The sequence below is a fragment of the Streptomyces sp. NPDC002490 genome (assembly GCF_040296045.1).
GTDB lineage: Bacteria > Actinomycetota > Actinomycetes > Streptomycetales > Streptomycetaceae > Streptomyces.
Genome location: NZ_JBEOWM010000003.1, coordinates 215944 through 239587 on the forward strand (window position 1 = coordinate 215944; position 23644 = coordinate 239587).

The 23644-nt window shown below is 73.0% G+C and carries 22 protein-coding genes, 2 pseudogenes, 1 CRISPR repeat array and 1 riboswitch; of the genes and pseudogenes, 4 read left to right on the forward strand and 20 right to left on the reverse strand.

The genetic code is table 11. The features are described 5' to 3' along the window. Window positions 1–14 precede the first annotated feature (14 nt). The 6 genes from ABT092_RS03380 to ABT092_RS03405 form a co-directional block, all read right to left on the reverse strand. Entirely contained in the window at window positions 15–572 is a 558-nt protein-coding gene (locus ABT092_RS03380) for a GNAT family N-acetyltransferase (protein WP_502968379.1), read from the reverse strand. Between the two features lie 4 nt (window positions 573–576). Further along, window positions 577–1302, reverse strand: coding sequence for a lasso peptide biosynthesis B2 protein (locus ABT092_RS03385; RefSeq protein WP_351239232.1), 726 nt, complete (start codon window positions 1300–1302; stop codon window positions 577–579). Then, entirely contained in the window at window positions 1295–3121 is a 1827-nt protein-coding gene (locus ABT092_RS03390) for an albusnodin/ikarugamycin family macrolactam cyclase (RefSeq protein ID WP_351239234.1), read from the reverse strand. Before ABT092_RS03390 ends, ABT092_RS03385 begins: the two co-directional genes overlap by 8 nt. Window positions 3122–3186: 65 nt before the next feature. Further along, window positions 3187–3318: an albusnodin family lasso peptide gene (locus tag ABT092_RS03395; protein ID WP_351239236.1), complete on the reverse strand. Its 132-nt coding sequence runs from the start codon at window positions 3316–3318 to the stop codon at window positions 3187–3189. Between the two features lie 278 nt (window positions 3319–3596). Continuing rightward, window positions 3597–4736, reverse strand: a complete 1140-nt coding sequence (locus ABT092_RS03400) for a methyltransferase domain-containing protein (protein ID WP_351239238.1) — start codon at window positions 4734–4736, stop codon at window positions 3597–3599. After that, window positions 4733–5023 (reverse strand): hypothetical protein, encoded by a 291-nt coding sequence (locus tag ABT092_RS03405; protein WP_351239240.1) that lies wholly within the window; start codon window positions 5021–5023, stop codon window positions 4733–4735. Before ABT092_RS03405 ends, ABT092_RS03400 begins: the two co-directional genes overlap by 4 nt. A gap of 63 nt (window positions 5024–5086) precedes the next feature. Next, window positions 5087–6945: direct repeats of the CRISPR family, unit length 29 nt; unit sequence GGGACCACCCCCGCGTGCGCGGGGACCAC. A 440-nt stretch (window positions 6946–7385) separates the two neighbouring features. Next, window positions 7386–7464: riboswitch (cobalamin riboswitch) on the forward strand. A 53-nt stretch (window positions 7465–7517) separates the two neighbouring features. Here ABT092_RS03405 and cobN point away from each other — a divergent pair. Beyond that, window positions 7518–11402, forward strand: a complete 3885-nt coding sequence (gene cobN / locus ABT092_RS03410) for a cobaltochelatase subunit CobN (protein WP_351239242.1) — start codon at window positions 7518–7520, stop codon at window positions 11400–11402. 53 nt (window positions 11403–11455) lie between these two features. Here cobN and ABT092_RS03415 read toward each other — a convergent pair whose 3' ends face one another. Together ABT092_RS03415 and ABT092_RS03420 are read right to left on the reverse strand one after the other, a co-directional pair. Next, entirely contained in the window at window positions 11456–11866 is a 411-nt protein-coding gene (locus ABT092_RS03415) for a hypothetical protein (protein ID WP_351239244.1), read from the reverse strand. A gap of 165 nt (window positions 11867–12031) precedes the next feature. Beyond that, window positions 12032–12964: an RNA polymerase subunit sigma-70 gene (locus ABT092_RS03420; RefSeq protein ID WP_351239245.1), complete on the reverse strand. Its 933-nt coding sequence runs from the start codon at window positions 12962–12964 to the stop codon at window positions 12032–12034. Between the two features lie 166 nt (window positions 12965–13130). Between ABT092_RS03420 and ABT092_RS03425 the strand changes: the two genes are divergently transcribed. Further along, the gene (locus ABT092_RS03425) at window positions 13131–13808 is read left to right on the forward strand and encodes a hypothetical protein (protein WP_351239247.1); all 678 of its coding nucleotides are present in this window, start codon (window positions 13131–13133) and stop codon (window positions 13806–13808) included. Between the two features lie 33 nt (window positions 13809–13841). On the opposite strand, the gene ABT092_RS03430 is transcribed toward ABT092_RS03425, so the two are convergent. Continuing rightward, entirely contained in the window at window positions 13842–14294 is a 453-nt protein-coding gene (locus ABT092_RS03430; protein WP_351239249.1) for a hypothetical protein, read from the reverse strand. Between the two features lie 163 nt (window positions 14295–14457). Continuing rightward, window positions 14458–14955, reverse strand: coding sequence for a MarR family winged helix-turn-helix transcriptional regulator (locus ABT092_RS03435; protein ID WP_351239251.1), 498 nt, complete (start codon window positions 14953–14955; stop codon window positions 14458–14460). A 27-nt stretch (window positions 14956–14982) separates the two neighbouring features. Between ABT092_RS03435 and ABT092_RS03440 the strand changes: the two genes are divergently transcribed. Beyond that, window positions 14983–15801 (forward strand): alpha/beta fold hydrolase, encoded by an 819-nt coding sequence (locus ABT092_RS03440; protein ID WP_351239253.1) that lies wholly within the window; start codon window positions 14983–14985, stop codon window positions 15799–15801. A 13-nt stretch (window positions 15802–15814) separates the two neighbouring features. Here ABT092_RS03440 and ABT092_RS03445 read toward each other — a convergent pair whose 3' ends face one another. After that, the gene (locus tag ABT092_RS03445; RefSeq protein ID WP_351239255.1) at window positions 15815–16543 is read right to left on the reverse strand and encodes a hypothetical protein; all 729 of its coding nucleotides are present in this window, start codon (window positions 16541–16543) and stop codon (window positions 15815–15817) included. 240 nt (window positions 16544–16783) lie between these two features. Between ABT092_RS03445 and ABT092_RS03450 the strand changes: the two genes are divergently transcribed. Then, on the forward strand, window positions 16784–17023 hold the full coding sequence (locus ABT092_RS03450; protein ID WP_351239257.1) for a hypothetical protein: 240 nt from the start codon (window positions 16784–16786) through the stop codon (window positions 17021–17023). 19 nt (window positions 17024–17042) lie between these two features. Here the strand turns inward: ABT092_RS03450 and ABT092_RS03455 are convergent, their stop codons facing one another. The 9 genes and pseudogenes from ABT092_RS03455 to ABT092_RS03495 form a co-directional block, all read right to left on the reverse strand. Beyond that, a complete protein-coding gene (locus tag ABT092_RS03455) occupies window positions 17043–19481 on the reverse strand; it encodes an ATP-binding protein (protein ID WP_351239259.1) in 2439 nt (812 codons plus the stop codon). A gap of 119 nt (window positions 19482–19600) precedes the next feature. After that, the gene (locus tag ABT092_RS03460) at window positions 19601–20248 is read right to left on the reverse strand and encodes a DUF6879 family protein (RefSeq protein ID WP_351239261.1); all 648 of its coding nucleotides are present in this window, start codon (window positions 20246–20248) and stop codon (window positions 19601–19603) included. Further along, on the reverse strand, window positions 20241–20510 hold the full coding sequence (locus ABT092_RS03465) for a hypothetical protein (protein ID WP_351239263.1): 270 nt from the start codon (window positions 20508–20510) through the stop codon (window positions 20241–20243). Before ABT092_RS03465 ends, ABT092_RS03460 begins: the two co-directional genes overlap by 8 nt. 92 nt (window positions 20511–20602) lie before the next feature. Then, on the reverse strand, window positions 20603–21466 hold the full coding sequence (locus tag ABT092_RS03470) for a methionyl-tRNA formyltransferase (RefSeq protein WP_351239265.1): 864 nt from the start codon (window positions 21464–21466) through the stop codon (window positions 20603–20605). Between the two features lie 351 nt (window positions 21467–21817). Further along, on the reverse strand, window positions 21818–21988 hold the full coding sequence (locus tag ABT092_RS03475) for a hypothetical protein (RefSeq protein WP_351239267.1): 171 nt from the start codon (window positions 21986–21988) through the stop codon (window positions 21818–21820). Window positions 21989–22002: 14 nt separating this feature from the next. After that, the gene (locus tag ABT092_RS03480) at window positions 22003–22131 is read right to left on the reverse strand and encodes a hypothetical protein (protein WP_351239269.1); all 129 of its coding nucleotides are present in this window, start codon (window positions 22129–22131) and stop codon (window positions 22003–22005) included. 78 nt (window positions 22132–22209) lie between these two features. Further along, window positions 22210–22422, reverse strand: coding sequence for a DUF397 domain-containing protein (locus ABT092_RS03485; RefSeq protein ID WP_502968377.1), 213 nt, complete (start codon window positions 22420–22422; stop codon window positions 22210–22212). Window positions 22423–22504: 82 nt separating this feature from the next. After that, window positions 22505–22717, reverse strand: a pseudogene (locus tag ABT092_RS03490) (Scr1 family TA system antitoxin-like transcriptional regulator); the annotation flags it as partial. Between the two features lie 112 nt (window positions 22718–22829). Then, a pseudogene (locus ABT092_RS03495) lies at window positions 22830–23390 on the reverse strand (helix-turn-helix domain-containing protein); the annotation flags it as partial. Window positions 23391–23644: the final 254 nt, after the last annotated feature.

Here is a 23644-nt window from a genome sequence, read left to right on the forward strand (position 1 = left end):
GTATCGCTTCCGTTCTATTTGCCAAGCAGAGGGGAGATCACGGAGGGGACGGTGAAGTCGTCGGCGATGGCGTCCATGATGATCTCGTCGCAGACCTGGCCGAGCCAGTAGCCGGCCTGGCGCAGTGCGCCGACGGTGTGGAAGCCGGCCTTCTCGTAGGCGCGGATGCCGGGTTTGTTGGGGGCGAGGACCTTGAGCCAGACCATGCGGAGGTTGGTGATGTGGAAGGCGTAGTCGAGGGTGAGGCGGGTGGCCTGGGTGCCGAGGCCGCGTCCGCGGGCTTCGGGGGCGAGCATGATGACGTATTCGGCGGTGCGCACGGAGTCGTCGGGGAGCAGGGTGGTGACTCCGGCGGGGACGGGCTCGCCGCTGGTGAGGTCGTAGACGGTGAAGCGGGGGTTGCCGCCGCGGAGTTGGTGGGTCATGCCCTCGGTGCGGGCTTCCAGGGATTCGGGGGTCTGGCGGCCGTAGCCGACGAGGAGGGCGGGGTCCTGTTCCCAGCGCCAGTACGTCTCGACGAGATCGGCGCGGTAGGGGCCGAGGGCGCAGGTGTCGTTGGAGACCCACAGGATGGGGTCAGTGCTGGCGCTGATGACGGGCTCCGATGGTGAGGGCGGGGGTGAAGGACAGGGTCGAGGGCGGTTCGGCGGCCGGGGCTCCGTCCTCGGTCTGGATCCAGGCGTGCAGTCGGACGGGGTCGGGTGCGACGCCGTGACACCAGGTGACCGAGAGACGGCGGGAGGCCAGAAGTAGCACGGCGGCGGCTGATTCCTCCAGGCATGCGGTCCGAGTCGGTGAATACCAGCCAGCCCGGCGTACGGCGTTGACGGCCAGGGCTGCCTCGGTGGGGGTGGCGGGTCGTCGGACGGCTGTCGCGGCGTGCTTGATCACGGTTGTGAGGCGGTGCATGGCGGTGTGTCGGGTGCCCGCGCGTTTGATCCCGAGGACGGTTCCGAGGGCGGCCACGGCTGTGGGGGAGCACGCCACGCCCGGACGGGTCGTGCCTGCGGTGTGCTCGGTGCCGCCCCAGCTCGCGAGAGGCGCCCTGGCGCTCACCGGCAGGGGCCATGGGGTCGGAGCGGTGGTCGGCACCAGAAGGCCGGCGTCGAGGAGTCGCGTGGCGAGGGTGGGTTCCATGGCGTCCAAGCGTCCCGTGGCGGCGGCCTCGTGCCACAGTGCGGCGGCTGCGGGGAGCAGGCACTGGACCCGTCCGGTCCGGTAGTCCAGGAGCACCAGGACATGCTCGAAATCCACGGAACGGACGTAACCGGGTGCGCTGGCGAATTCGGGCAGGTCAGCCATGTGCGCTCCCCACGGGCTCGTACGTCCAGACGGGGGCGGGTTCGCGGTGGTGGGCGATGAGCCAGGCTTCGGCCATGAGTGCCTGCTCCACTGTGGCCAGCGGCATCGGCACGCCAGCTGACGCCTCCCGCAGGCTCCGGCGGAACCGGTCAGGGGCAAGGAGACCGAAGGAGGCGAGGTGCCCGTCCGCGAGGGGCAGGAGATCCGGGAGGTTGGCGCGCATCCCCGTGTAGTGGTCTGCCTCGAAGCTGCCCTTGGTCGTGCGGGCCGCGACCTCCGGGGGCAGGAGGTCCGCCATGGCACCTCGCAGCAGCGGCTTGTACTCGTGGACGGCCGGGCGGCGGTCGAGCGGTGTCCGCAGCACGGCGTCCATCACGACCGCGTCGAGGAACGGGTTGTGGAGGTCGATGCCGCAACTTCGCGCCAGAGCTGCATCGGCGGTCGCCGTGCGGGCGACCTCGCGGATCTCGTCCACCAGGGACCGTACGGAGAAATCGAGCCCCGGTAGCTGATCAGGTGCTGATGCGGCCTCGTGTGCGGCGGCAACCAACTCCTTCCGGGCCGCCGGTTCGGCCCAGGAGGGGAAGGGCATCAAGGGGAACCAGCGCACCAGTCCGTGATCGTCGCGGCCGGGAGTGCCCACCGTACGGGCGAGATCGGCCAGTGCCTCGTGCCGACCGGCCCTGGCGACCGTGACGGCGTCCCGCAACAGGGGAAGCGCCGGCCTCCTCCGTAGCCGGGCCCAACCGAGGGCTTCGCCCACCACGCGTCGGATGCTCCGGTGTCGTACGAGGTCGGCGAGTCGGATCGGTGGCTGGAACAGGACGCTGTCGCCTCCGTCGCCGGTCATATGGGTACGGGTGCCCAGACGTTCCGTCATCCAGCGGAATTGTCCGGTCAGGCGGGCCTGGGTCAGGGTCGAGGGCGTGGGCTCGTCCGTCGCGGGGACGGTGGTGATCCGGGTGTACGGGCGGTGCTCGGCGGTCAGCGGCAGCAGGTGATGGACGATTCGGTCCGTGTGCGCGGCAGCGGTGAGACGGGCGTACCGCAGGTCGGCTCCGGTCTCGTCGCCCTCGGGGTGGATGGTGACGGCGTTCAGGTCGCTGCCCGGCGGGAGTGCCTGCGCCGCCAGAACGGCGAGGGACGTGGAGTCCAGTCCGCCGGACATGTCACACGCGAGGTTCGGATCGGACGCTGTACGCAGGACCACGGCCGCGTTCAGGGCCTGGCGAAGACGTTGCTCCGGTGCGCCTTCGGAGGTGGGCCGCCACACGGTGGCACGGCGCGGAGCACTCCCGTTTCTCGGCAGCTCGATCCGGCTGCCGGGCGGAAGATGTTTCACCCCGGCGAAGAAGGTCCGCCCGTCGGCGAGTGCGGGGACCGAGGGCAGGAAGACGGCACATGCCAGCCGCTGGGTGTCGATACCGGCTCCGGTGAGCGCGGCCAGGGCGCGGGCGGAGCTGCACCACACCCAGTCGTTCTCGTGCCGGGCCAGGTAGATGGGCTGGGCGGCGGCCGGGTCGGTGTACAGCGCCACCAGCTCTTCGTTCTCGTCCACCACGGTGTACGTGCCGGGCCATCGCCACGTGATGTCGGTCGGGAGCGGGGTGTCCGCCAGGCGAGCAACTTCCTGGTCCGATCCGCCGGACCAACCGAGGACCGTGACCCGGCGTCGGCCGCCGCGAGTAGCGGAAACCCGTGCTGGCCCCGGGCCGAGCCGCCAGACGGACGATCCGGCGGCGACGGGCTCCGCGCCCATCGGGCGGGGTTCACCGGAGCGGGCCGTACAGGAACCTCCGAAGATCATGTCTTCCTCCATGGACGGAGTCACGAACGGGAAGGGGTGGTGCGGCCCCTGGATAGGGCCGCACCACCTCGCGGGCGTCAGTTGTACATACGCCGCTTGTCCTCGCTCCCGGTGCCGCCCTGGCCCTCGGTCAGTTCGGCGATCTCACCGATCTCTACCGGCAGCAGCTCGTCCTCGGTGTTCACGGTGGCGTTCATCGGTTCGCTCATGAAGTGTTCCCTTCTTCTGGGTGATGGAAGGTGCGGTGGTGCTGCCCGGTCTGCTCGGTCTCAAGACACGGTCTGACTGATTTGGTGCCGGTCCACGGCCCGCCGCCCGGTTCCGACCGTGGACCGGGTCACCCAAGTCCCCCTGGTCGACGGCCTCCCAGCCGACACCCACCCCGCCATGAGCCGCAACGTTGACCCGGACCGGCGTCGCCCACGTCCACCCCGGCACCACCGTCACCGAGGCGGGACCCGTTCGGCTCCGGCCGTGGTGGTGGGGGTCAGAGCCGCCACGAGGTGGTGGTGGGCTCTTCGCGCTGGAGGGTGTGCGCGCCATCGGGTTCGACGGTGAGGGTGTAGGCGCCGGGCCCTGGTCGTCCGGCGGCGATCCACCGTGCCGTCAGCGTCGCCCGCTCGGTCCACAGGTCCCGCGGGCCGCCCACGACGACGTCTGCCGTGGACTTCCCGGCCGGGATGACGCGGGCCCACGAGCCGGTGTCCGGATGCACGAGCCCGTACACGTCCGTGTCGCCGGCGGTGAGGGCGATGGAGAGCACGTCGTACTGGGCCATGGCGACTTCGAGGGCACAGCCCTCCATCAAGTCCTGGTAGAAGCCGCGCGTGTCCTGGGAGTCCGGCAGGTCGATCCGGCATTCCCGGCCGGTGCCGTTGATCACGAGCGCGGTGTACGACGACGCACGGTGCGCCACTTGCTCGGGGGTGGGCCGGGCGATCATGAACGCGGCCGGGTCGGGCAGGAACCCGCCCGTCGCGGACTCCGCGCCGACGCTCAGGCGCACGATGCCGGTCCCGATGTTCGTGACGATGGTTCCCCCGGGCCGCACCTGGCGCACCCACTCCGCGGGGATGCGGTGCACTCCGCAGGTGGCGAGGATTCCACCGTACGGGGCGCGGTCGCCGACGCCGCGTGTACCGTCGCCGGCGACGAGATCCGGCACGTAGCCGACGGATGCCAGGCTCTGCCGAGCCGTGGTCGTCAGCTCGGGGTCGATGTCGATGCTGACGACCTGGTCCTCGCCGAGGCGGTGGCAGAGCAGGGCGGTGTTGTATCCGGTGCCCGTGCCGACCTCCAGCACCCGATCGGTGTCGGTGACGGTGAACGCCTCCAGCATCCGGGCCATCAGGGACGGTTCGCTGGAACTGCTGATGGCGGTGCCGCCGGCGTCCCACCGGGTGATCAGCGAGGTGTCCTGGTAGACCGCCGTGTGGAAGCCGGGGTCCTGAGCGGTGAGGGTGTCGATCTGGTCTCCGTGACGGACCTGGAAGCTGGGCACGAATGCTTCCCGGGGCACGCCGCGGAACGCGTCCGTCCAGCCGGGAGAGGTCAACGCCCCGGTGTCGGTCATGCTCCGGACCAGGTGGGCGCGGGCTTCCTCCGAAGCGGTGGAGACGATGGTCATTGCCTTCCTTCCAGAACATCGGCGAGGGCCTGGGTGATGGGCGCGCGAAGGTCAGGGACGAACCCGAACTGGCCGCCCGGGTTGACGTCGATCAGGTGCCAGTCGCGGTTGTCCCGATCAACGAGGAAGTCCAGGGCCACGTAGCGCAGTCCGAGGGCTTCCATCAGCCGGCGGACGCGGCGCGCGACGTGCGCGGGCACGTGGCAGAGCCGGTAGGTCAGCGAGTCGTAGTCACGTCGGAAGTCGATCCGGGCAGCGGGCGAACCGGCGTGGATCTCGGCGAACATCTGCGAGCCGGACCCCCCGTGCGCGGGGAACGCCCGTCCGGGTCACCGGTGAACCGGTACGAGGGGACCACCCCCGCGTGCGCGGGGACCACGACGCCTACGAGTGCAGGGGCATCCAGCGCCCGGGACCACCCCCGCGTGCGCGGGGACCACCAGGGGTCTCTTCGTGCCAGAGGTCGACTGCGTGGGACCACCCCCGCGTGCGCGGGGACCACGTCGCCGAGGACATCTTCGTGGGGTACGCGACGGGACCACCCCCGCGTGCGCGGGGACCACCCTCGACGAGATGGCGGCCGGCGACTGCTGGCGGGACCACCCCCGCGTGCGCGGGGACCACAGCGTGTACCGGACTCCGGCCCGCAGCTCGATGGGACCACCCCCGCGTGCGCGGGGACCACCAGGTCCTGTTCAGGAACGCCGGCGGCGTCCTGGGACCACCCCCGCGTGCGCGGGGACCACCAGGTCCTGTTCAGGAACGCCGGCGGCGTCCTGGGACCACCCCCGCGTGCGCGGGGACCACGCCCTGCTCTGAGGCAAGAGCGAGTTCACCGAAGGACCACCCCCGCGTGCGCGGGGACCACTTGTCGAGGCCGTTGAAGACGAGCTGGATCGCGGGACCACCCCCGCGTGCGCGGGGACCACGCGGGTGATCGCATCCCGCATCGACTCACCGCCGGGACCACCCCCGCGTGCGCGGGGACCACGGAGCGCGAGTGACGCCCGTCGTGGCCGGATCGGGACCACCCCCGCGTGCGCGGGGACCACCGCCCGGTCGTCCAGTCCAGGCCAGCCTCGGGCGGACCACCCCCGCGTGCGCGGGGACCACCACTTCGCGATAGTGCTTCTTTTCTCCCAGGATGGACCACCCCCGCGTGCGCGGGGACCACATGAACCCGGGGCCCATGGTGCCGCGCATGGTGGGACCACCCCCGCGTGCGCGGGGACCACCCGTGGTCGCTGGGCAGGAGGCCCCAGGGCGTGGGACCACCCCCGCGTGCGCGGGGACCACCTGCTGATCGCGTCTCGCATTGAACGGCCCGAGGGACCACCCCCGCGTGCGCGGGGACCACAAGGAAGTCGTCGGCGGCCTGAAGAGCGCGGAGGGACCACCCCCGCGTGCGCGGGGACCACTGCATGTCGGAGAGCAAGCCACGGGCGTGGTACGGACCACCCCCGCGTGCGCGGGGACCACACGGGCATCACTGGCGCCACCTCGCCGCAGACGGGACCACCCCCGCGTGCGCGGGGACCACGTCGTCGACGAACACGGCAACGAGACCATCGTGGGACCACCCCCGCGTGCGCGGGGACCACCCCGGGTGGGCGGACGACGGGAAGCCGGGCCGGGGACCACCCCCGCGTGCGCGGGGACCACCTCGCCCCGCCCCCGCCCCCGACTCCCGCGCGGACCACCCCCGCGTGCGCGGGGACCACTGCATCATGCATTCCTCTGTGTAGGGCCTGGGAGGACCACCCCCGCGTGCGCGGGGACCACCGCGGACCGCGCCGACCGCGCCGGCCGTGGAGGGGACCACCCCCGCGTGCGCGGGGACCACTCGATCAGCTCCGCGGCCTCACCGGTCCGGGCGGGACCACCCCCGCGTGCGCGGGGACCACGTCAGCCGCTCCGCGGTCTGGTTGATGTGGGTGGGACCACCCCCGCGTGCGCGGGGACCACGAGAGCATCAGCGCCCTCTCAGTCGACCGACTGGGACCACCCCCGCGTGCGCGGGGACCACCAGGAGTGGTCTGGGCGCCTAACTTCGTTCCCGGGACCACCCCCGCGTGCGCGGGGACCACCCGAAGTGCAAGGGGGCGGGGCGGCTGGAAGAGGGACCACCCCCGCGTGCGCGGGGACCACAACGGGTACGACCTGTACCTGTCGAACAAGTGGGGACCACCCCCGCGTGCGCGGGGACCACCCTTCCCGACCTGCGACGTTAGCCGGCCAACACCCAGTTTTCCTTTAGAACTTGAAAGTCCGGCAAAAGGTTCAAATCCCTTGCATCGATCCTCAGCTCGTGCACGTCCAGCGGAAGGGCCTTCCTGATGCCCAACACCCCTTCCCGCCCAGCAACCCGAAACGCGAGCCACAGCGCAAGGACGAGGCTAGCCAAGGGGGCCGGCCAAGCGCACCCACTCACCCCCACCAGGCGAACCACGTACAGGGCCAGGCGAGCAAGCGAGGCAGGGGGAACCGCGGACAGGGCGACCACAGCCAGAGCGAGACGGAGCCAGCCAGGGCCACCACCCCCGCCCGCACGAAACCCGCACGTCGGGCGCCATTCAGCCGGGTGGGGAACCTGCATACGATGGTCCCGGCGGGTCAACCGGGCCCGCCATCGCCATGACGGCACCAGGGGAGGAAGCCGGTGCGACTCCGGCGCGGTCCCGCCACTGTGTCACCGGCCCGTCGAACGGGCCGGACGAGCCAGGAACTCCCGCCGTCCGACAGCACCCGGGGCGCGGACACCCCGAGGAAGGCCGACGTCGCATGCAGCAGCCCAGCCAGGAGAACGGCTCCGACGACCAGTCCCGACCGGCCGGCACGCCGGTGAACGACCCGATCGACGGGACCGGCCCGACCACCCCGGCCGACGACCAGCCCACCCAGGCCGACGAAACCACCCGGGCCGAGGAAACCACCCGGGCACGGGACCAGGCACCGCCCCCCGCCCCCTACGTCCTGCTCCTCTCCACCTCCGACACCGACCTGCTCTCCGCCCGGGCCGCGAACAGGTCGGCGAACAGGTCGGCGAACCAGGCCGACGCCAACCCGGTGCCGTACCGCTTCGCGAACCCCTCGCGGTTGCCGCTGGAGGACCTGGCCGGGTTGCTGGACGGGGTCGGGCTGGTGGTCGTGCGGCTGCTCGGCGGGGTGCGGGCCTGGCAGGAGGGGCTGGACCAGGTGATCGCCACCGGGTTGCCGGTCGTCGTGCTCACCGGTGAGCAGGCGCCGGACGCCCAGTTGATGGCGGCGTCCACGGTGCCGGTGGGCCTCGCCGCCGAGGCGCACGCGTACCTGGCGCACGGCGGGCCGGCGAACCTGGCGCAGCTGGCCCGGTTCCTCTCCGACACGGTGCTGCTCACCGGGCACGGCTTCGAGCCGCCGGCGCCCGCCCCGTCCTGGGGGCCGCTGGAGTGCGCCGAGCGCACCCCGGCACAAGCACAGGCACAGGCACAAGCACAGGCACAGGCACAGGAGGACGGACGGGTCGTTCCGACCGTCGCCGTCCTCTACTACCGGGCGCACCACATGAGCGGCAACACGGCGTTCGTGGCGACGCTGTGCGAGGCGATCGAGGCGGCGGGCGCACGGGCGCTGCCCCGCTTCGTGGCCTCGCTGCGCACCCCCGAGCCGGAGCTGTTGGCGGAGCTGCGCGGGGCGGACGCGGTGGTGACGACGGTCCTCGCGGCGGGCGGCACCCGCCCGGCGGACGCCTCGGCGGGCGGCGACGACGAGTCCTGGGACGCGGGCGCGTTGACCGGGCTGGACGTGCCGGTGCTCCAGGCGCTCTGCCTGACCTCCTCGCGGGCGGCGTGGGAGGAGAACGACGAGGGCGTGTCCCCGCTGGACGCGGCGACGCAGATCGCGGTGCCGGAGTTCGACGGGCGGCTGATCACCGTGCCGTTCTCGTTCAAGGAGATCGACGAGGACGGGTTGCCGGCGTACGCGGCGGACCCGGAGCGGGCGGCGCGGGTCGCCGGGATCGCGGTGCGGCACGCCCGGTTGCGGCACGTGCCGGCCGCGGAGAAGCGCCTGGCGCTGGTGCTGTCGGCGTACCCGACGAAGCACGCCCGGATCGGCAACGCGGTCGGGCTGGACACCCCGGCCAGTGCGGTGGCGCTGCTGCGCCGGCTGATCGCGGAGGGGTACGACTTCGGGCCGGCGGAGGAGATCCCGGGGCTGGTGTCCGGGGACGGCGACGAGCTGATCCGGGCGCTGATCGACGCGGGCGGGCACGACCAGGACTGGTTGACGGAGGAGCAGCTCGCGGCGAACCCGGTGCGCGTCCCGGCCGCCGACTACCGGCGCTGGTTCGCCACCCTGCCCGAGGAGTTGCGGGCGCACGTGGAGGAGCACTGGGGGCCGCCGCCGGGCGAGATGTTCGTGGACCGCACGCACAACCCGGACGGGGACATCGTGCTGGCGGCGCTGCGGCGCGGGAACCTGCTGATCGTCATCCAGCCGCCGCGCGGGTTCGGGGAGAACCCGATCGCGATCTACCACGACCCGGACCTGCCGCCCTCGCACCACTACCTGGCCGCGTACCGGTGGATCGCCGCCGCCCGTGAGGACGGCGGTTTCGGGGCGGACGCGATGGTGCACCTGGGCAAGCACGGCAACCTGGAGTGGCTGCCCGGCAAGAACGCCGGGCTGTCCGCGGCCTGCGCGCCGGACGCGGCGCTGGGCGACCTGCCGTTGGTGTACCCGTTCCTGGTGAACGACCCGGGCGAGGGCACCCAGGCCAAGCGGCGGGTGCACGCCACCCTGATCGACCACCTGGTGCCGCCGATGGCGCGGGCCGACAGCTACGGGGACATCGCCCGGCTGGAGCAGCTCCTCGACGAGTACGCGCAGATCTCCTCGATGGACCCGGCGAAGCTGCCGGCGATCCGGGCGCAGATCTGGACGCTGATCCAGGCGGCCCGGCTCGACCACGACCTGGGCATGGAGGAGCGGCCCGACGACGAGGGCTTCGACGACTTCCTGTTGCACGTCGACGGTTGGCTGTGCGAGGTGAAGGACGCGCAGATCCGGGACGGGCTGCACGTGCTGGGGGCGCCGCCGGCGGGCGGGGACCGGGTGAACCTGGTGCTGGCGATCCTGCGGGCCCGTCAGATCTGGGGCGGCACCACGGCGCTGCCGGGGCTGCGGGAGGCGCTGGGCCTGGACGAGTCGGCGGCGACCCGTACCGGCGCGGACGAGGCGGAGGCCGCGGCGCGGACGCTGGCGGAGGCGATGGAGGCGGCGGACTGGGACCCGGCGGCGGTCGCGGTGGTGGCCGCCGACCACGGCCCGGACGTGGCCCGGGTGCTGGACTTCGCCGCCGCGGAGGTGGTGCCGCGGTTGACCGCCACGGTGCAGGAACTCGACCACTGCGTGCACGCGTTGAACGGCGGCTTCGTGCCGGCGGGCCCGTCCGGTTCGCCGCTGCGCGGGCTGGTGAACGTGCTGCCGACCGGCCGCAACTTCTACTCCGTCGACCCGAAGGCGGTGCCGTCCCGGCTGGCCTGGGAGACGGGCCAGGCGCTCGCCGACTCGCTGCTGACCCGCTACCGGGACGACAACGGCGAGTGGCCCTCGTCGGTCGGGCTGTCCCTGTGGGGGACGAGCGCGATGCGCACCGCGGGCGACGACGTGGCGGAGGCGCTGGCGCTGCTCGGGGTGCGGCCGGTGTGGGACGACGCCTCGCGCCGGGTGACCGGGGTGGAGGCGGTGCCGGCGGAGGAGCTGGGCCGCCCGCGGGTGGATGTGACGCTCCGCATCTCGGGCTTCTTCCGGGACGCGTTCCCGCACGTCATCGGCTTGTTGGACGATGCGGTGCGGCTGGTCGCGGAGTTGGACGAGCCGGACGCGGTGAACCACGTGCGCGCCCACGTCCGGGCGGACCTGGCCGCGCACGGGGACGCCCGTCGGGCCACCACCCGGATCTTCGGTTCCCGCCCGGGCACCTACGGGGCGGGGCTGCTCCAGCTGATCGACTCCCGTGACTGGCGCACCGACGCCGACCTGGCCGAGGTGTACACGGTGTGGGGCGGTTACGCGTACGGCAGGGAGTTGGACGGGCGGCCGGCGCGCGAGGAGATGGAGAGCGCGTACAAGCGGATCGCGGTGGCGGCGAAGAACACCGACACCCGTGAGCACGACATCGCCGACTCCGACGACTACTTCCAGTACCACGGCGGCATGGTCGCCACGGTGCGGGCGTTGCGCGGCTCCGCGCCGGAGGCGTACATCGGGGACTCGACCCGGCCGGAGACGGTGCGCACCCGCACCCTGGTGGAGGAGACCTCCCGGGTGTTCCGGGCCCGGGTGGTGAACCCGAAGTGGATCGAGGCGATGCGCCGCCACGGTTACAAGGGGGCCTTCGAGTTGGCGGCGACGGTGGACTACCTCTTCGGGTACGACGCCACCACCGGCGTGATCGCCGACTGGATGTACGACAAGCTCACGCAGACGTACGTCCTGGACCCGGAGAACCGCGCGTTCCTCCAGGAGGCCAACCCGTGGGCGCTGCACGGCATCACGGAGCGGTTGCTGGAGGCGGAGTCGCGGGGGCTGTGGGCGAAGCCGGATCCGCAGACGCTGGAGGCCCTGCGCCAGGTGTTCCTGGAGACGGAGGGCGAGCTGGAGGGGGGCACCGAGGGCGACTGAGCCCGTCCCGGCCCGGGGGTGCGGCGGGTGCCGCGCCCCCGGGCCCGTGGGGGTCAGCCGGCGGTGCGGGTCATCGTGGAGGCGTAGCCGCCGCCGCCCGGGTAGACCCAGGCGCCGTCGACGGTGTTGCCGTCCGCGCTGAAGGCGCCCCGGTAGTGGGCGGGGGAGCCGACCTCGCCGGCCCAGATGGTCAGGGTGTCGCCGTCGATCTCGTAGAGGTAGTCGAAGGTGTTGCCCTGGCTGTCGTAGTACCGGGAGTGGACGTGTTCGCTGGGCTGCTTGGCGCCGAACGGCTTCAGCCGGCCGATGACCTCGATGCCGGTGACGGGCTGTCCGTACTGGGTGAGGTCGACGTCCTGCACCAGGAACTGCTCGCCGGCCAGCCAGCGGTAGGTGACGGTGCCCTCGGCGCCGCCGGTGACGTGCCAGGTGCCGACGAGACGGCCGAAGTTCTTCATGGACATGGTGGGTCGCCCGCTTTCGGTGGTCGACGGCGCGGCGGGGTTGCCGCGCTCGGCTGTGTGCGTACACCTCTGTGACGGGGGTGGCACCGGAGAAGGAATCGGCCGGTACGGAGTGACCTGCGTCACTCCGTACCGGCCGTGATGGCGGGCGCCGCGGGCGAGGGGTCAGAGCGTGGCGGGCAGACCCAGCGCGGGCAGGAGTTCCGGCCCGAAGGTGGTGATCTCCGCGATCAGCCCGTCCTCGATCCGCAGCACGTCGATGTTGACCGCCCGGTACGCGGTGTCCCCGGGCGCCCGGACGTAGTTCACCGCCGCGGGCTGCCGGTTCACCACCGTCTCCACGGACCGCCACGCGCCCCAGGCGTCGGGCCCCTCGTACACCGGTCGCCACAGGTCCAGGATCGCCGCCCGGCCCTCGTACACCCGGGCCACCGGGGGCATGGTCTGCCGGGCGTCCTCGCGCAGCAGCGCGGTCAACTCCGACAGGTCGCCGTCCCGGGATGCGGCCAGGTAGCGGCGGAGCACCGCCCGTTCCGTTGCGCTGGGCTCGGTCGCCGGCCCCCAGTCGGCGCGCCGCGCCGGCAGGTGGGTGCGCAGGGTGGCCCGGGCCCGTTGGAGGGCGCTCTTCACCGCGGCGACGGTCACCTCCAGGACGCCGGCGGTCTCCTCCGCCGGGAACCCGAGCACGTCCCGCAGGATCAGCACCGCCCGCTGCCGCGGCGGCAGGTGCTGGATGGCGGCGAGGTAGGCCAGTTCGATGGTCTCCCGGGCGATGGCCCCGTCCAACAGGGCGTCCGGGTACGGCTCCAGCCACCGCACCTCGGCGATCGCGGAGGCGGCGGTGGCCACCTCCCGGGAGCGGGCGGGCCCGCCCAGGAAGTCGAGGCAGGTCCGGGTGGCGATCCGGTACAGCCAGGGCCGCAGCCGCTCCGGGTCCTGGAGGGTGTCCCGCTTGCGCCAGGCCCGGATCAACGTTTCCTGGACGAGGTCCTCGGCGTCCGCGTACGAGCCGACCATCCGGTAGCAGTGCACCCGCAGTTCGCCGCGGTGCCGCTCCGCGCGGCCGGCCAGGTCCGGTGTCGTCGTCTGGTGCGTCATGCGCGAGGTTAACCGGCGGGGCGGGGGTTCCCGGTGGGGCGGGGCCGCTCCCGGACGCCCCTGGTCCCCCCACCGCGCCCCGTGGAACGATGGGGCGCACAACGGGGGGCGCACGGGGGAGGGGACGACGATTCAGTCGGTACTGGGGAACATCGCGGTGGGGCTGGTGACCAGCCTGCTGGGCGGTGCCATCGTCTGGGCGTGGGAGCGGACCAAGCAGCGGCGGGCGGTGAACCGGCGGGCCGCGTTCTTCGGGGTCCGGCCGGGGCAGACCTGTCTGGTGGTGCTGGGCAACAAGTGGAACGCGCCCGGCACCGCGACCTACCGGGACGTCTGGGCCGCCATGGAAGTCGCCCTCCTGGCAGGCGAGTTGGGCTGTCGGATCGAGATGGAGACCGGCACCTATCGAGGCGGCAACGGGGACCGCACCGAGTTCTGCGTGGGCGGGCCGACCGGCGGTGCCAACCTCCGCACCGGCGGCCATCTGGCCGCCCACCTCCCGGGCGTGGTGATGCACCCCTACGACGCCGAGCACCCGGACTCGGTGGCCATCGAGGTCGACGGCGAGAAGTACCCGTACGACAAGGGCAACGAGGAGTACGTGCTCGTCGCCAAGTTCACGCCCGAGGAGTCGGACCGCCCGGTGTTCCTGGTGGCCGGGCAGACCTCCACGACCAACCTGGCCGCGATCCACCTGCTGCGCCGCGACCACGAGGAGATCGCCGGCGGGTTGGCCTCGCTGGAACGGTTCTGCCTGGTCGTGCGGGTCTCCGGGATCAGTACCTACGCCTTCCACCGCGCCGAGGTGGTGCGGGACGTCACCGAGGCCGCGTTCGAGGCGTAGCTCCGGCCCGCCACGTCACCGCCCGCGCAGGGCCTACAGGTTGAAGGTGATCGCGGAGAAGTCCCGGCCCTGGACGACCGGGCCGTGCTGGGTGCCGCCGCTGACCGAGTTGTGCACCGGGCCGCCGTCGCCGGCGGCCTCCCGCGCCTCGTCCCACCACTGCGCCAGCAGGTCCCGGAACTCCGCGTCGTGCTCCGCCCGGGCGGTGAGCGCATCGGCCAGATCCACGGCCCGCCGCTCGTCGTCCGGCGCCTCGGTCAGGGCGACCAGCTCCCCTCGGCCGGGCAGCTCCGACCCGTCCTCGACGGGGGCCCCGGTGCCGTCCGCCCGGTCCGTGCCCTCCTCCCCGGCGGGCGCGGCGGAAGGGTCCGGTTCCCCGCGCCGGCGGCCCACCAGCCGGCCGAGTCCCAGCCACGCCTGTCGGCCGGCCTCCCCACCGACTCCGGTGGCCAGTGCGACGAGTACCGTCGCCGAGATCGGGTCCATCCGCTCCCCCTGTCGCTCGTCAACGGCCCCTGACGGGACCGTCGGTGGCACCACTGTAGGAGCGGACGGGGCCGGTGGCCCAGGGGGCGCGTCGCCGCGGGGCGTCGGGCGGAACGGGGAGGCGCCGGACGCCTCCGGCGGGTCGACGTGCCGGAGGGGCGGTTCAGGCGGGGGCGTCGCCGCCGTCCTCGAAGGTGTGCAGCATCTCGGTGAGCACCCGTAGGCAGGTGCGGACCTCGGCCTCGGTGAGCTCGCCGCCGACCCGGCGCATCAACTGGTGCTCCCGGTCCAGGACGGCGGTGATCGTCGCCCGTCCCGGGTCGGTCAGCCGGATCAGCGGGGAGCGGCGGTGCGCCGGGTTGGGCACGGTCTCGACCCAGCCGTGGGCGAGGGCGTCGTTGACCATGCGCTGGAAGAACTGCCGGCTGATGGCCTGCTGTCGGCTCATCTGGGGCACGGTCAGGGGGTCTTGGGCGCGCAACAGGTCGAGGACCGCGCGGACCCCGACGGAGACGCCGGCGGTGGGCGCGGCGCGTTCCACCTTGCGCAGCGCCTGCCGGTACAACGGGCCCACCAGGGCGAACACCTCGGTGAGCCGGCGGCCGAGCTCGTCGGGGGGTAGGGGCTGGTCGAGGGGGTGCTCGGGGGTGTCGTCGGTCATGGACACCATCATGACACCTTGGTTGTCATGACAGTCGATGGGGAACTGCGCTCCTTCACCTCCGGGGACGGCGAACTCGCCTACCGCGACCTCGGCTCCGGCGACCCCGTGGTCCTGCTCCACCCCGGCTTCCTCGACCACCGCTTCCACGACGGCCACCTCCCGGCCCTGGCCGCCGCCGGCCACCGGGTGATCGCGCCCGACGCCCGCGGCCACGGCCGCTCCGCCAACGGCACCCGCCCCTTCCGCTGGGCCGACGACCTGGCCGCCCTGCTGCGCCACCTGGACACCGGCCCTGCCGTGCTGGTCGGGGTGTCCATGGGCGGGGCCATCGCCACCGACACCGCCCTGGAACACCCCGACCTGGTCCGCGCACTGGTCGTCTGCGGAGCGGTCACCAGCCAGTTCACCTACACCGACCCCTGGGCGGTGGACGTCCAGTCCGCCTTCCTCGGGGCGCTCGCCGCCGGGGACGCCGAACGCTGGCTCGCCGAGTTCCTGCGCTTCGCACCCGGCCCGCACCGCACCTTCGACCAGGTGGACCCCGAACTCCTGGACCGGATCGGGGAGATGGCCCGACACACCCTCGCCAAGCACGCCCCCGGCGAAACCGACCACCGGGTCCCGGTGACCGACACCCGGGCCCGCATCGCGCGGGTCACGGTGCCGGTGCTCGTCGTCAACGGCGCGCTGGACTCCCCGGACCTGCTCGCCGAGGGGGCGGAACTCGCCCGCACCGTGCCGCACGGGCGCTCCCGGGTGATCCCCGACGCCGCCCACTACGCCCCGCTGGAACGCCCCGAGGCGTTCCTGGCGGTGCTGGGGGACTTCCTGCGCGGGCTGTGACCGGGCCCGGACGTCAGCCGGTGGCCAGGCGCGGGTCGATCGGCTCCACCGGGGTGACGGCGACCGGTTCGAAGGTGGACTCGGTGGAGCCGTCGGTCCGGGTCACCGAGCCCTTCAGCGCCAGCACGCCCTCGAACATCCGCAGGTCCACGAGGAACCGGGTGGTGGCGCCGGTGCGCCTCAGCCCGTGGATGCGGTCGTTCGGGTAGTCGAGCCGGTTCAACACCGCGCGGACCCGGTCCGGGGCGGGGTCGTCGAGCTCGTCGAGGGCCCGGGTGAGGTGCTCGGCGTTCCGCTCGGCCAGACACCGGTCGAAGGCGTCCAGCCGCGGCTCCTCCGGCTCCTCCGGCTGGTCGGGTGTGCGGGTGGGCAGCGGCTCGCCCTCGTCGGCCAGCACCAGCGGCGGCGGCGAGGTCGGCGGTTCCACCCCGGCCTCCTCCTCGGCCACGGGCTCGGGTGCGGGACCGTCGCAGGCTGCCATCAGCCCGCCCTGGACGAGGACGAAGTCCCCCGCCTCCTCGGACTCCTCCTCCGGAACGCCGTCCCGATCCGCGGCCGGCTGCGCCCGGGCCGTCGGGGCGTCGGCGTCCTTCGCCGCCCCCGACGAGGCGGGCGGGGCGGCGGTTCCGCAGGCGGTGAGGGCGAGTGCGACCAGGGCGGTGAGGGCGAGCGCGACCCGCGAGCGGCGCAGGGGACGGCGGGCGGTGCGGTGCGGGAGGTCCGACGGTGCGTGTGCGGTCATGGCTCCAGTGTTCGAACCGGCCCTTCGCCCCGCATGAGCACCGCTACTCAGATCCGTCTGGTGCCCGCCCCGGCCGTCAGGACCGCCGCGCACGCGGCAGCGGGTTCCGGCCGGGCGCGGGCCGCCCACGCCGCCGGGCCGCCACGAACGCCACTGCGACACCAAGCGCGTTTGGTAGAACGGGGAGCCGAGGGGGGCGGGCTCCCCGCCCCCGCTGCGGCCCCGACAGGAGGAAGAGGCGTGCCCGAAGGCGAAGGCGGAACCGTGGACGAGGGTGTCTACGAGGTGCGGTTGGGGATCTACGCGACCCGGGCGCAGGCCGAGGAGGTGAAGGAGCGGATCACCGGCTTGCTGTGCCCGGACCCCGACCACGCGCCGCCCTGTCCGATCCCGTGGTCGGTGGCCTTGTCGGAGGCGGAGCCCGACGCCTACGAGGAGTTGGTCGAGCAGGCGAGGATCGAGCGCGACCTCCAGCCGTGACCGCGGGCCCGGGCCGCGGTCACCCCGTGCCCCGGGCGGCCCGGAGCCGCTCGTGCAGTCGGGCCGCCGCCCGGTCGCCCGGCTGCGGGGGAACGGCGAGGACCTCCCGCCGCAAGCGGGCCGCCTCCCGCGCGCCCTCGGCCCCGTCCCCCTCGTCCGCGGCGGCCTCCACGGCGTCGGCCAGGGACGCCGTCGCCCGGCTCCACCGCCACAGGTCGCCCAGTTCCCGGTGCACCGCGGCGGCCCGCCGGTGGAAGTCGACGGCGTCCGCCGGCCGCCCCAGCCGCTGGTACGCCTCGCCCGCACCGTCCAGGGCCCGCGCCTCCCGACTGCGGTCCCCCAGCCGACGCTGCTGCGCCGCCGCCTTCTGGTACGCGGTGAGCGCCTCCTCCGGGCGGTCGCCGGCCAAGCGGACGCGACCCAGCTCCAGCAGCCAGTACCCCTCCCACATCGGGTTGCCGTGCTCCTGCGCCAGGGCCACCGCCCGGCCCGCGGAACGCAGGGCGTCCCCGGTCCGCCCCAGCCCGCGCTGGGCGACGCTCAGACAGCGGAGCGCATTGCCCTCGTTCCCCTCCGCGCCCAGCTCCCGGAAGACCTCCAGGGCCTCGGTCAGCAACGCGTGGGCCCGCTCGAACTCCTCGCGCTCGCCGTCGGTCTCGCCCAGGTTGGACAGGACCACCGCACGCCAGTGCCGGTCCCCGAGTTCCTCGGCCACCGCGAGGCTCTCCTCGAACGCGGCCCGGGCGACGTCCAGCCGGCGGCGCCGCAACTCCAGCAGCCCGATGCCGTTCAACGACATCAGCTCCCCCCACCGGTCCCCGGCCTCCCGCCGCGCGGCGAGCGCCGCGGCGTGGTGCACGGCCGCCCGGTCGAGCTGCTGGGACTGGGTGTGCGCCATGCCCAGGCTGTGGTGGACCTCGGCCTCCCCGCGCCGGTCGCCCTGGCGGCGGGCCGCGGCCAGGGCGAGTGCACCGGTCGTGTGCCACTCGGCGAACAGGTTCTGGTGCGAGTAGAACGCCCGTAGCACCACGTGGAGTTGCCAGGCGATCCGGTCGAACCCGGCGTCGGCCGCGGCACGCACCGCGGCGGTCAGATTGGCCTGCTCGGCCGTGAGCCAGCCGACCGCCTCGTGCCCGTCGCGGAAGGACGAGGGGACCACCCCCGCCTCCGGCGGCGCCAGTTCCACCCGGTGCAGCCCGGATTCGTGGCGGGCGGCGGCGTCCGCGGTGTGCAGGTACCAGGTCAACAACCGGCGCAGCACCGCCGTGCGGTCCTCGCCGGTCTCCTCCTGGTTGACCTGGTCCACGGCGTAGGCGCGCAGCAGGTCGTGGAACTGGTACCGCGCGGGCACCGTCTGTTCCAGCAGGTGCGCTCCGGTCAGGGCGTCCAGCAGGTGCCGGGTGACGACCGGCCCGGCCCCGGTCAGGGCGGCGGCCTGCGGCACCCCGAAGTCGGGACCCGGGTGCATGCCCAGCAGCCGGAACAGTCGGGCGGCGTCCCCGGGCAGGGCCCGGTACGACCAGGCGAAGACGGTGCGCACCGCGTCCGACTCCTCGCCCTCCTCCGCGGTCAGCGCGTCCCACAGCGCGGACTCGTCGCGCAGGTCCCGGATCAGTTCCCGCAGGGGCATCCGGGGACGGCTGGCCGCGCGCTCGGCCGCGATCCGCAGGGCGAGCGGCAAGTAGGCGCACAGCCGGGCGAGTTCGACGAGTTCGGCCGGGTCGTCGTCGTGGCGGTAGCCGCGGGTGGCCCGGCGCAGCAGGGCGACGGCCTCCGGTTCGTTCAGGGTGCCGATCGTGACCCGGCGGGCCCCGTCCCGGGCCACCAGCCCCGACATCCGGTGCCGACTGGTGACGACCACCAGGCAGCCGGCGGTGCCGGGCAGCAGCGGGCGGACCTGGGAGACGGCGGAGGCGTTGTCGAGGAGCACGAGGTAGCGCCGGCCGGCCAGTCGGGAGCGGTAGAGGGCGGCCTTGTCCTCCAGGTCGGCGGGGATGCGCGTCGGCGGCACGTCGAGGGCGCGCAGGAACCGGTCCAGCGCCTGTTCGGGGCCGACCGGCGGCCCCGGATCGTAGCCGCGCAGGTTGACGTACAGCTGCCCGTCCGGGAAGCGGTCGCGGATGCGGTGGGACCAGTGCACGGCCAGCGAGGTCTTCCCGACGCCCGCCGTGCCCGCGATCACCGCCACGTTCACGCTCCCCGAGCCCTCGCCGCCCTCCCCCTCCAGCAACTCCTCCAGATGCGCCAGGTCCAGCACCCGATTGGTGAACCCCCTTACGTCACCGGGGAGTTGCTGTGGGGCGGGCTCGGCGTTCGGTGCCGAGCGGTGGAAGTGCACGCCGCCGTGGACGCTGCGCGCCTGGACGACGCCCCGGGCGGAGCCCGAGAAGTCCGCGTGCGAACTCCCTGGGCCCCGAACCGTCCCGTCGTCCTGCGCGCGCTCTTCGGGAACCCCCATGCGTGGTATCGGCCCTCTACGGTCTAGGTGCGGTCGGGAAATCGGACGCGGAGCTGGACCCTCCCGGGCCACCGGACCTGCTGCGGCCCGGGCCCGTTGCCGGCTGCGGCGCCGGTCGGTCAGGTGCGGGCGGAGGACGGGACGGGCGGGCGGTCCGGGACGACCGCCGGCGGCGGCAGTTCGGCGACGTGGTGGCGGAAGTACCCGGCGAGGGGCTCGCCGTCGCCGTGCAACTCCTGGATGAAGCGTCGGGCCGCCGTGACGGTGGGGGCGTCGGTGTGCCGTACCGCCCCGGCGAGGACGCCGCGCGCGTCGTAGCGGATGTCGTAGAGCACGGCGTCCCCGAGGACGATGACCTCGGGCAGCGGCCCGGCCGCCTCCCACGCCCGTACCCGCTCCGGGCCCACGACCCGGGTGACCTCGCCGCACTCCTCCTTCAGCCGCAGCAGGTGCAGTTCCCACTGGAGGTAGGGGTCGAGGGGTTCCTCGACGACGCGGACCCGGTGCAGGGCGAAGCCGTGGTCCGCGATCTTCCCCAGGTACTCCTCGTAGTGGCCGCGCTGCTCGGCGAGCAGGTGCAGCGACCGGTCCCAGTCGCCCCGGGCGAACGCCTCCCAACTGGCGACCCCGGGTTCCCGGAAGCTCTGCTGGCGTTCGAGCTTCCACGAGCCGGAGGGATCGGTGTTCCAGAAACGGGCGGCGAAGTCGCCGAGGTAGTCGTCGAGTTCGAGCGGGGTGCCGGTCGAACGGTTCAGGAGGTCATGCATCGGGGAGGTCGGCCTTCGCTGCGGCGGCGGTGATTCGGGGGATGACCACGAGTCGTTCGTCCGGGGCGAGGGTCACCCCGGCGGGCAGGCGCGGGGCGTAGGAGTCGGTCAGGTCCCGCCCGATCACCACGATGTCGCCGTTGTCCAGCTCCCAGACGTCGGGGCACCCCGTCTCCCCTCCCGTCGTCCCCAATTCTGCTGGTGAGCGGCCCAGTCGGCGGGTCATCACGGCCGACGGGTCGGCTTCCCACGCGCGCTCCATGTCGGTTCCTTCCCAGGTGAACTCACGACAGGGGTAGCGGTGTGTAGCGTACATCACATCATCACTCTCCGTCAACGATCGGATGGGGATCGTTACGCAAGGCGATGCCCGTCCGGTTCCGCGTCGGACGTGAACTCCGTGACCCACAGCGGACCGTCGCCGCAGGCCACCTCCACCCCGGGCGCCGGCACCAGGGAGGTCCGCAGCACCGTGACCCGGGCGCCGTCCAGCCGGGCCCGCGGCCCCGAGCGGCCCGAGCTCCCGAACCGCAGCGCCCGCACCTGGTCGTGGATCCGCCGGGCCGGCCACCCCCAGTCCACGGTGGAGAACGAGGGCTCCCACCACCCGGCGTAGGAGGCCCCGGCGGAGTCCTGCGGCTCGCCGGGGTCCCCGGCCGCGGCCCGCTCCAACGCTGTGGGCAGCAGCCGACCGATCACCCGGTCCACCTCCTCGAACAGCACCGCCGGCACCACGTCGTCGGGCAGCCGCACGCCGCCCTCCTGCACCAGGACGTTCCCGGTGTCGAACCGCTCGTCCATCCGGTGCACGGTGACCCCCGTCTCCGGGTCGCCGTTGCGGACGGCCCAGTGGATCGGCAGCGGCCCCCGGTACCGGGGCAGCAGCGAGGTGTGCACGTTGAGCGCGCCGAGCCGGGTCGCCGCGAGCGCGGCGGCCGGGAAGCGCCAGGGGAAGCCGTAACAGACCATCAGGTCGGCGTCCTGGGCGCGCAGGCCGGCCGCCAGGGCGCCGGTCCGGCCGGGCAGCAGCAGGTCCACCCCGTCCGGGAGGGCGTCGACGATGCCCGCCACGGTCTCGCCCGCCCCGCCCCGTGCGGGTCCGCGCGGACGCAGGGACCGGGCGTGCAGATAGGCCACCGGGGTGTGGCCGGCCCGTTCGCAGGTGCGGTGGAGGACGGCGAAGCCGTTCGCCGCGTAGGACACCAGGACGATGCGCATCGGTCCGCTCCGTCGCCTTCCGGGTGGGGGCGTCAGCCGGTGGCGCGGGGCGCACCGGCTGACCCGTCGCCCCATCGTCTCCCCCGGCGGGGGAGGACGGTCCGGGGTTCCCCGAAGTCGCCCGAAAGACGTTCCTCCGCAGCGGGGTTGACGGCCGGACACGGCGTCGAAAGCCCTCGGCGGCAACGCGTCCACGCCCCGCCCTGCCCGATCCCGTGGTCGGTGCCCCTGCTGGAGGCGCTGGAGCCCGACGACCAGGAGGAACGGGTCGATCGGGCGAGGACCGAGCGAGGCCTCCCGTCCTGACCGCTGGCGTACCCGGCAGTCCTCCCGATACCCCGGGACGGACCCTCACGCCCGATTCGCCCGTACGCGGCTGGTCACCCGCTCTTCCAGTTCTGCTGCCAGCGCGGTGGCGGGCACGGACGACGGGCGTGCGGCGAGGTCGGTCAGACCGCACGGCCAGGTGCTGGCGTGACCGCCACCGAGTTCGGCGGCGGCGTTCCCGAGCGTGGTCGTCATCGTGCGTAGGGCAGTCACTTCACCAGCGCCCACCCGGACGGGACCCGCTCCGTTCGCACGGCGGGGACGGCCTCTGCATCGGGAAGGTGGAGCGCGGCCAGACCGAAGGCGGCGGACGCCGCGAAGAACTCCCGTCGGTCCACGTCGTCGCCTCCCGGGGTGTGTCGAGGGGCACCGCAGACAGCTGTTGGACGCTGTCCGTGTCCGTCATGCCGCGTGAATCACCGGCTCGACCCACGCGCCAGCGCTATGAGTCCTGCCCAGATCCGGGGGCTCATCCGCAACACCGGACCGTTGCCGGCCTTACTGTCCCGCACCAGGACGACGCCGTGTGCCGAAGCGAACTCGGGGGCCCACTCGACGCACTGGCCCCCGGACGATCCGCTGTACGACGACCTGACCCATGACGAGTTGAGGTCCGGATTCACGTTCACCGCTGTACTCCCTGTGGATGGTTCTGATCAAGTCGGCCGAATCGCTTGGAGCCAGGGCGCTGGCCCGGAGACGATCGTAGATCTCGACTGAGGGGGTGACCGATGTCGGCGAGCGGTACAGCCGTCCACCGTGGGGCACATCGTCCGCGTACAGCACAGTCGACCCGTCCGGGAGTGTCAACAAGGTGAACGGCAACGTGTGTGCCGAGGCCGCTCCCGAGCCGAAGGGAAGCACCTGAAGGGTCACATGCGGGCTGCCCATCTCCCTCAGCAGGTACTCCAACTGGCCTGCCATGGCTGCATATCCACCAACTACCGTACGCAGGCACGCCTCGGTCAGCACCCCCCCACAGGATCGGGGGCTGCTCCTTGGCGAGAACCGCTTGGCGGCGTAGTCGCCCCGCCACTCTGCCCTTGATGAGGTCCTCCGGCGCAGTCGGGTGGCCTGCTCGGAAGATCGCGTGTGCGTATTCAGGCGTCTGGAGGAGGCCCATGATGCTGATGGCTGAGAAGTCCAGAACGCGCAGCGCTTGGCGTTCGAGTTCGAGATAGGGCGCGAACCACGAGGGATGGTCGCCCTCTTCGACTCTCCTCAGCAGACGATTGAACAGGCCGTACGTCCCGAAGGCCAGATCGCATCCGTTGGCGAACTTCAAGCTCGGCATGATCAGCCCCGCCTCCACCTTGCTCACATAGGCGCCGGAGTACCCGGTGGCTTTGCCCAGTTGAGTCTGTGTGATCTTGCGGCCGACCCGAACCTCCCGGACCTCTAACCCGAACCGCTGCAACGGATTCAAACCATCGTTGGGGCCGCCGTTGTCCATGCCTCTGACCTCGCATATCGGGGTTTCAGACGAGTGCCGTCTCACGTGCGGGACTTGAGCAACCGTCGTTAAGCAGCGCCAGCGTAGGCCGACGTGTGGTCTGGCTACGCAGAGACACGACCAGCCCCCCAACGGGTGAGCCATGTGGTTCTCATTCCGACGAACCGGGCACCCCCAACCGGGCCACGAGACAGGTGAGACGACCGATGTTCCTCAATGACGAGGGAGAGGTTCTGCCTCCCGCTGCCGCGCTGACGTTCCCGCCGTGCGTCTGCGGCTACCCCCAATGCCCGGACCGGGCACGGGAATCCGAAGACGACGGCGCGGCGGAGCCGGTGCCCCCGGCCGCGCGGACCGAGCCGGAGCCGGGAGGGGAGCCGGAGGTGACGGACAGTCCG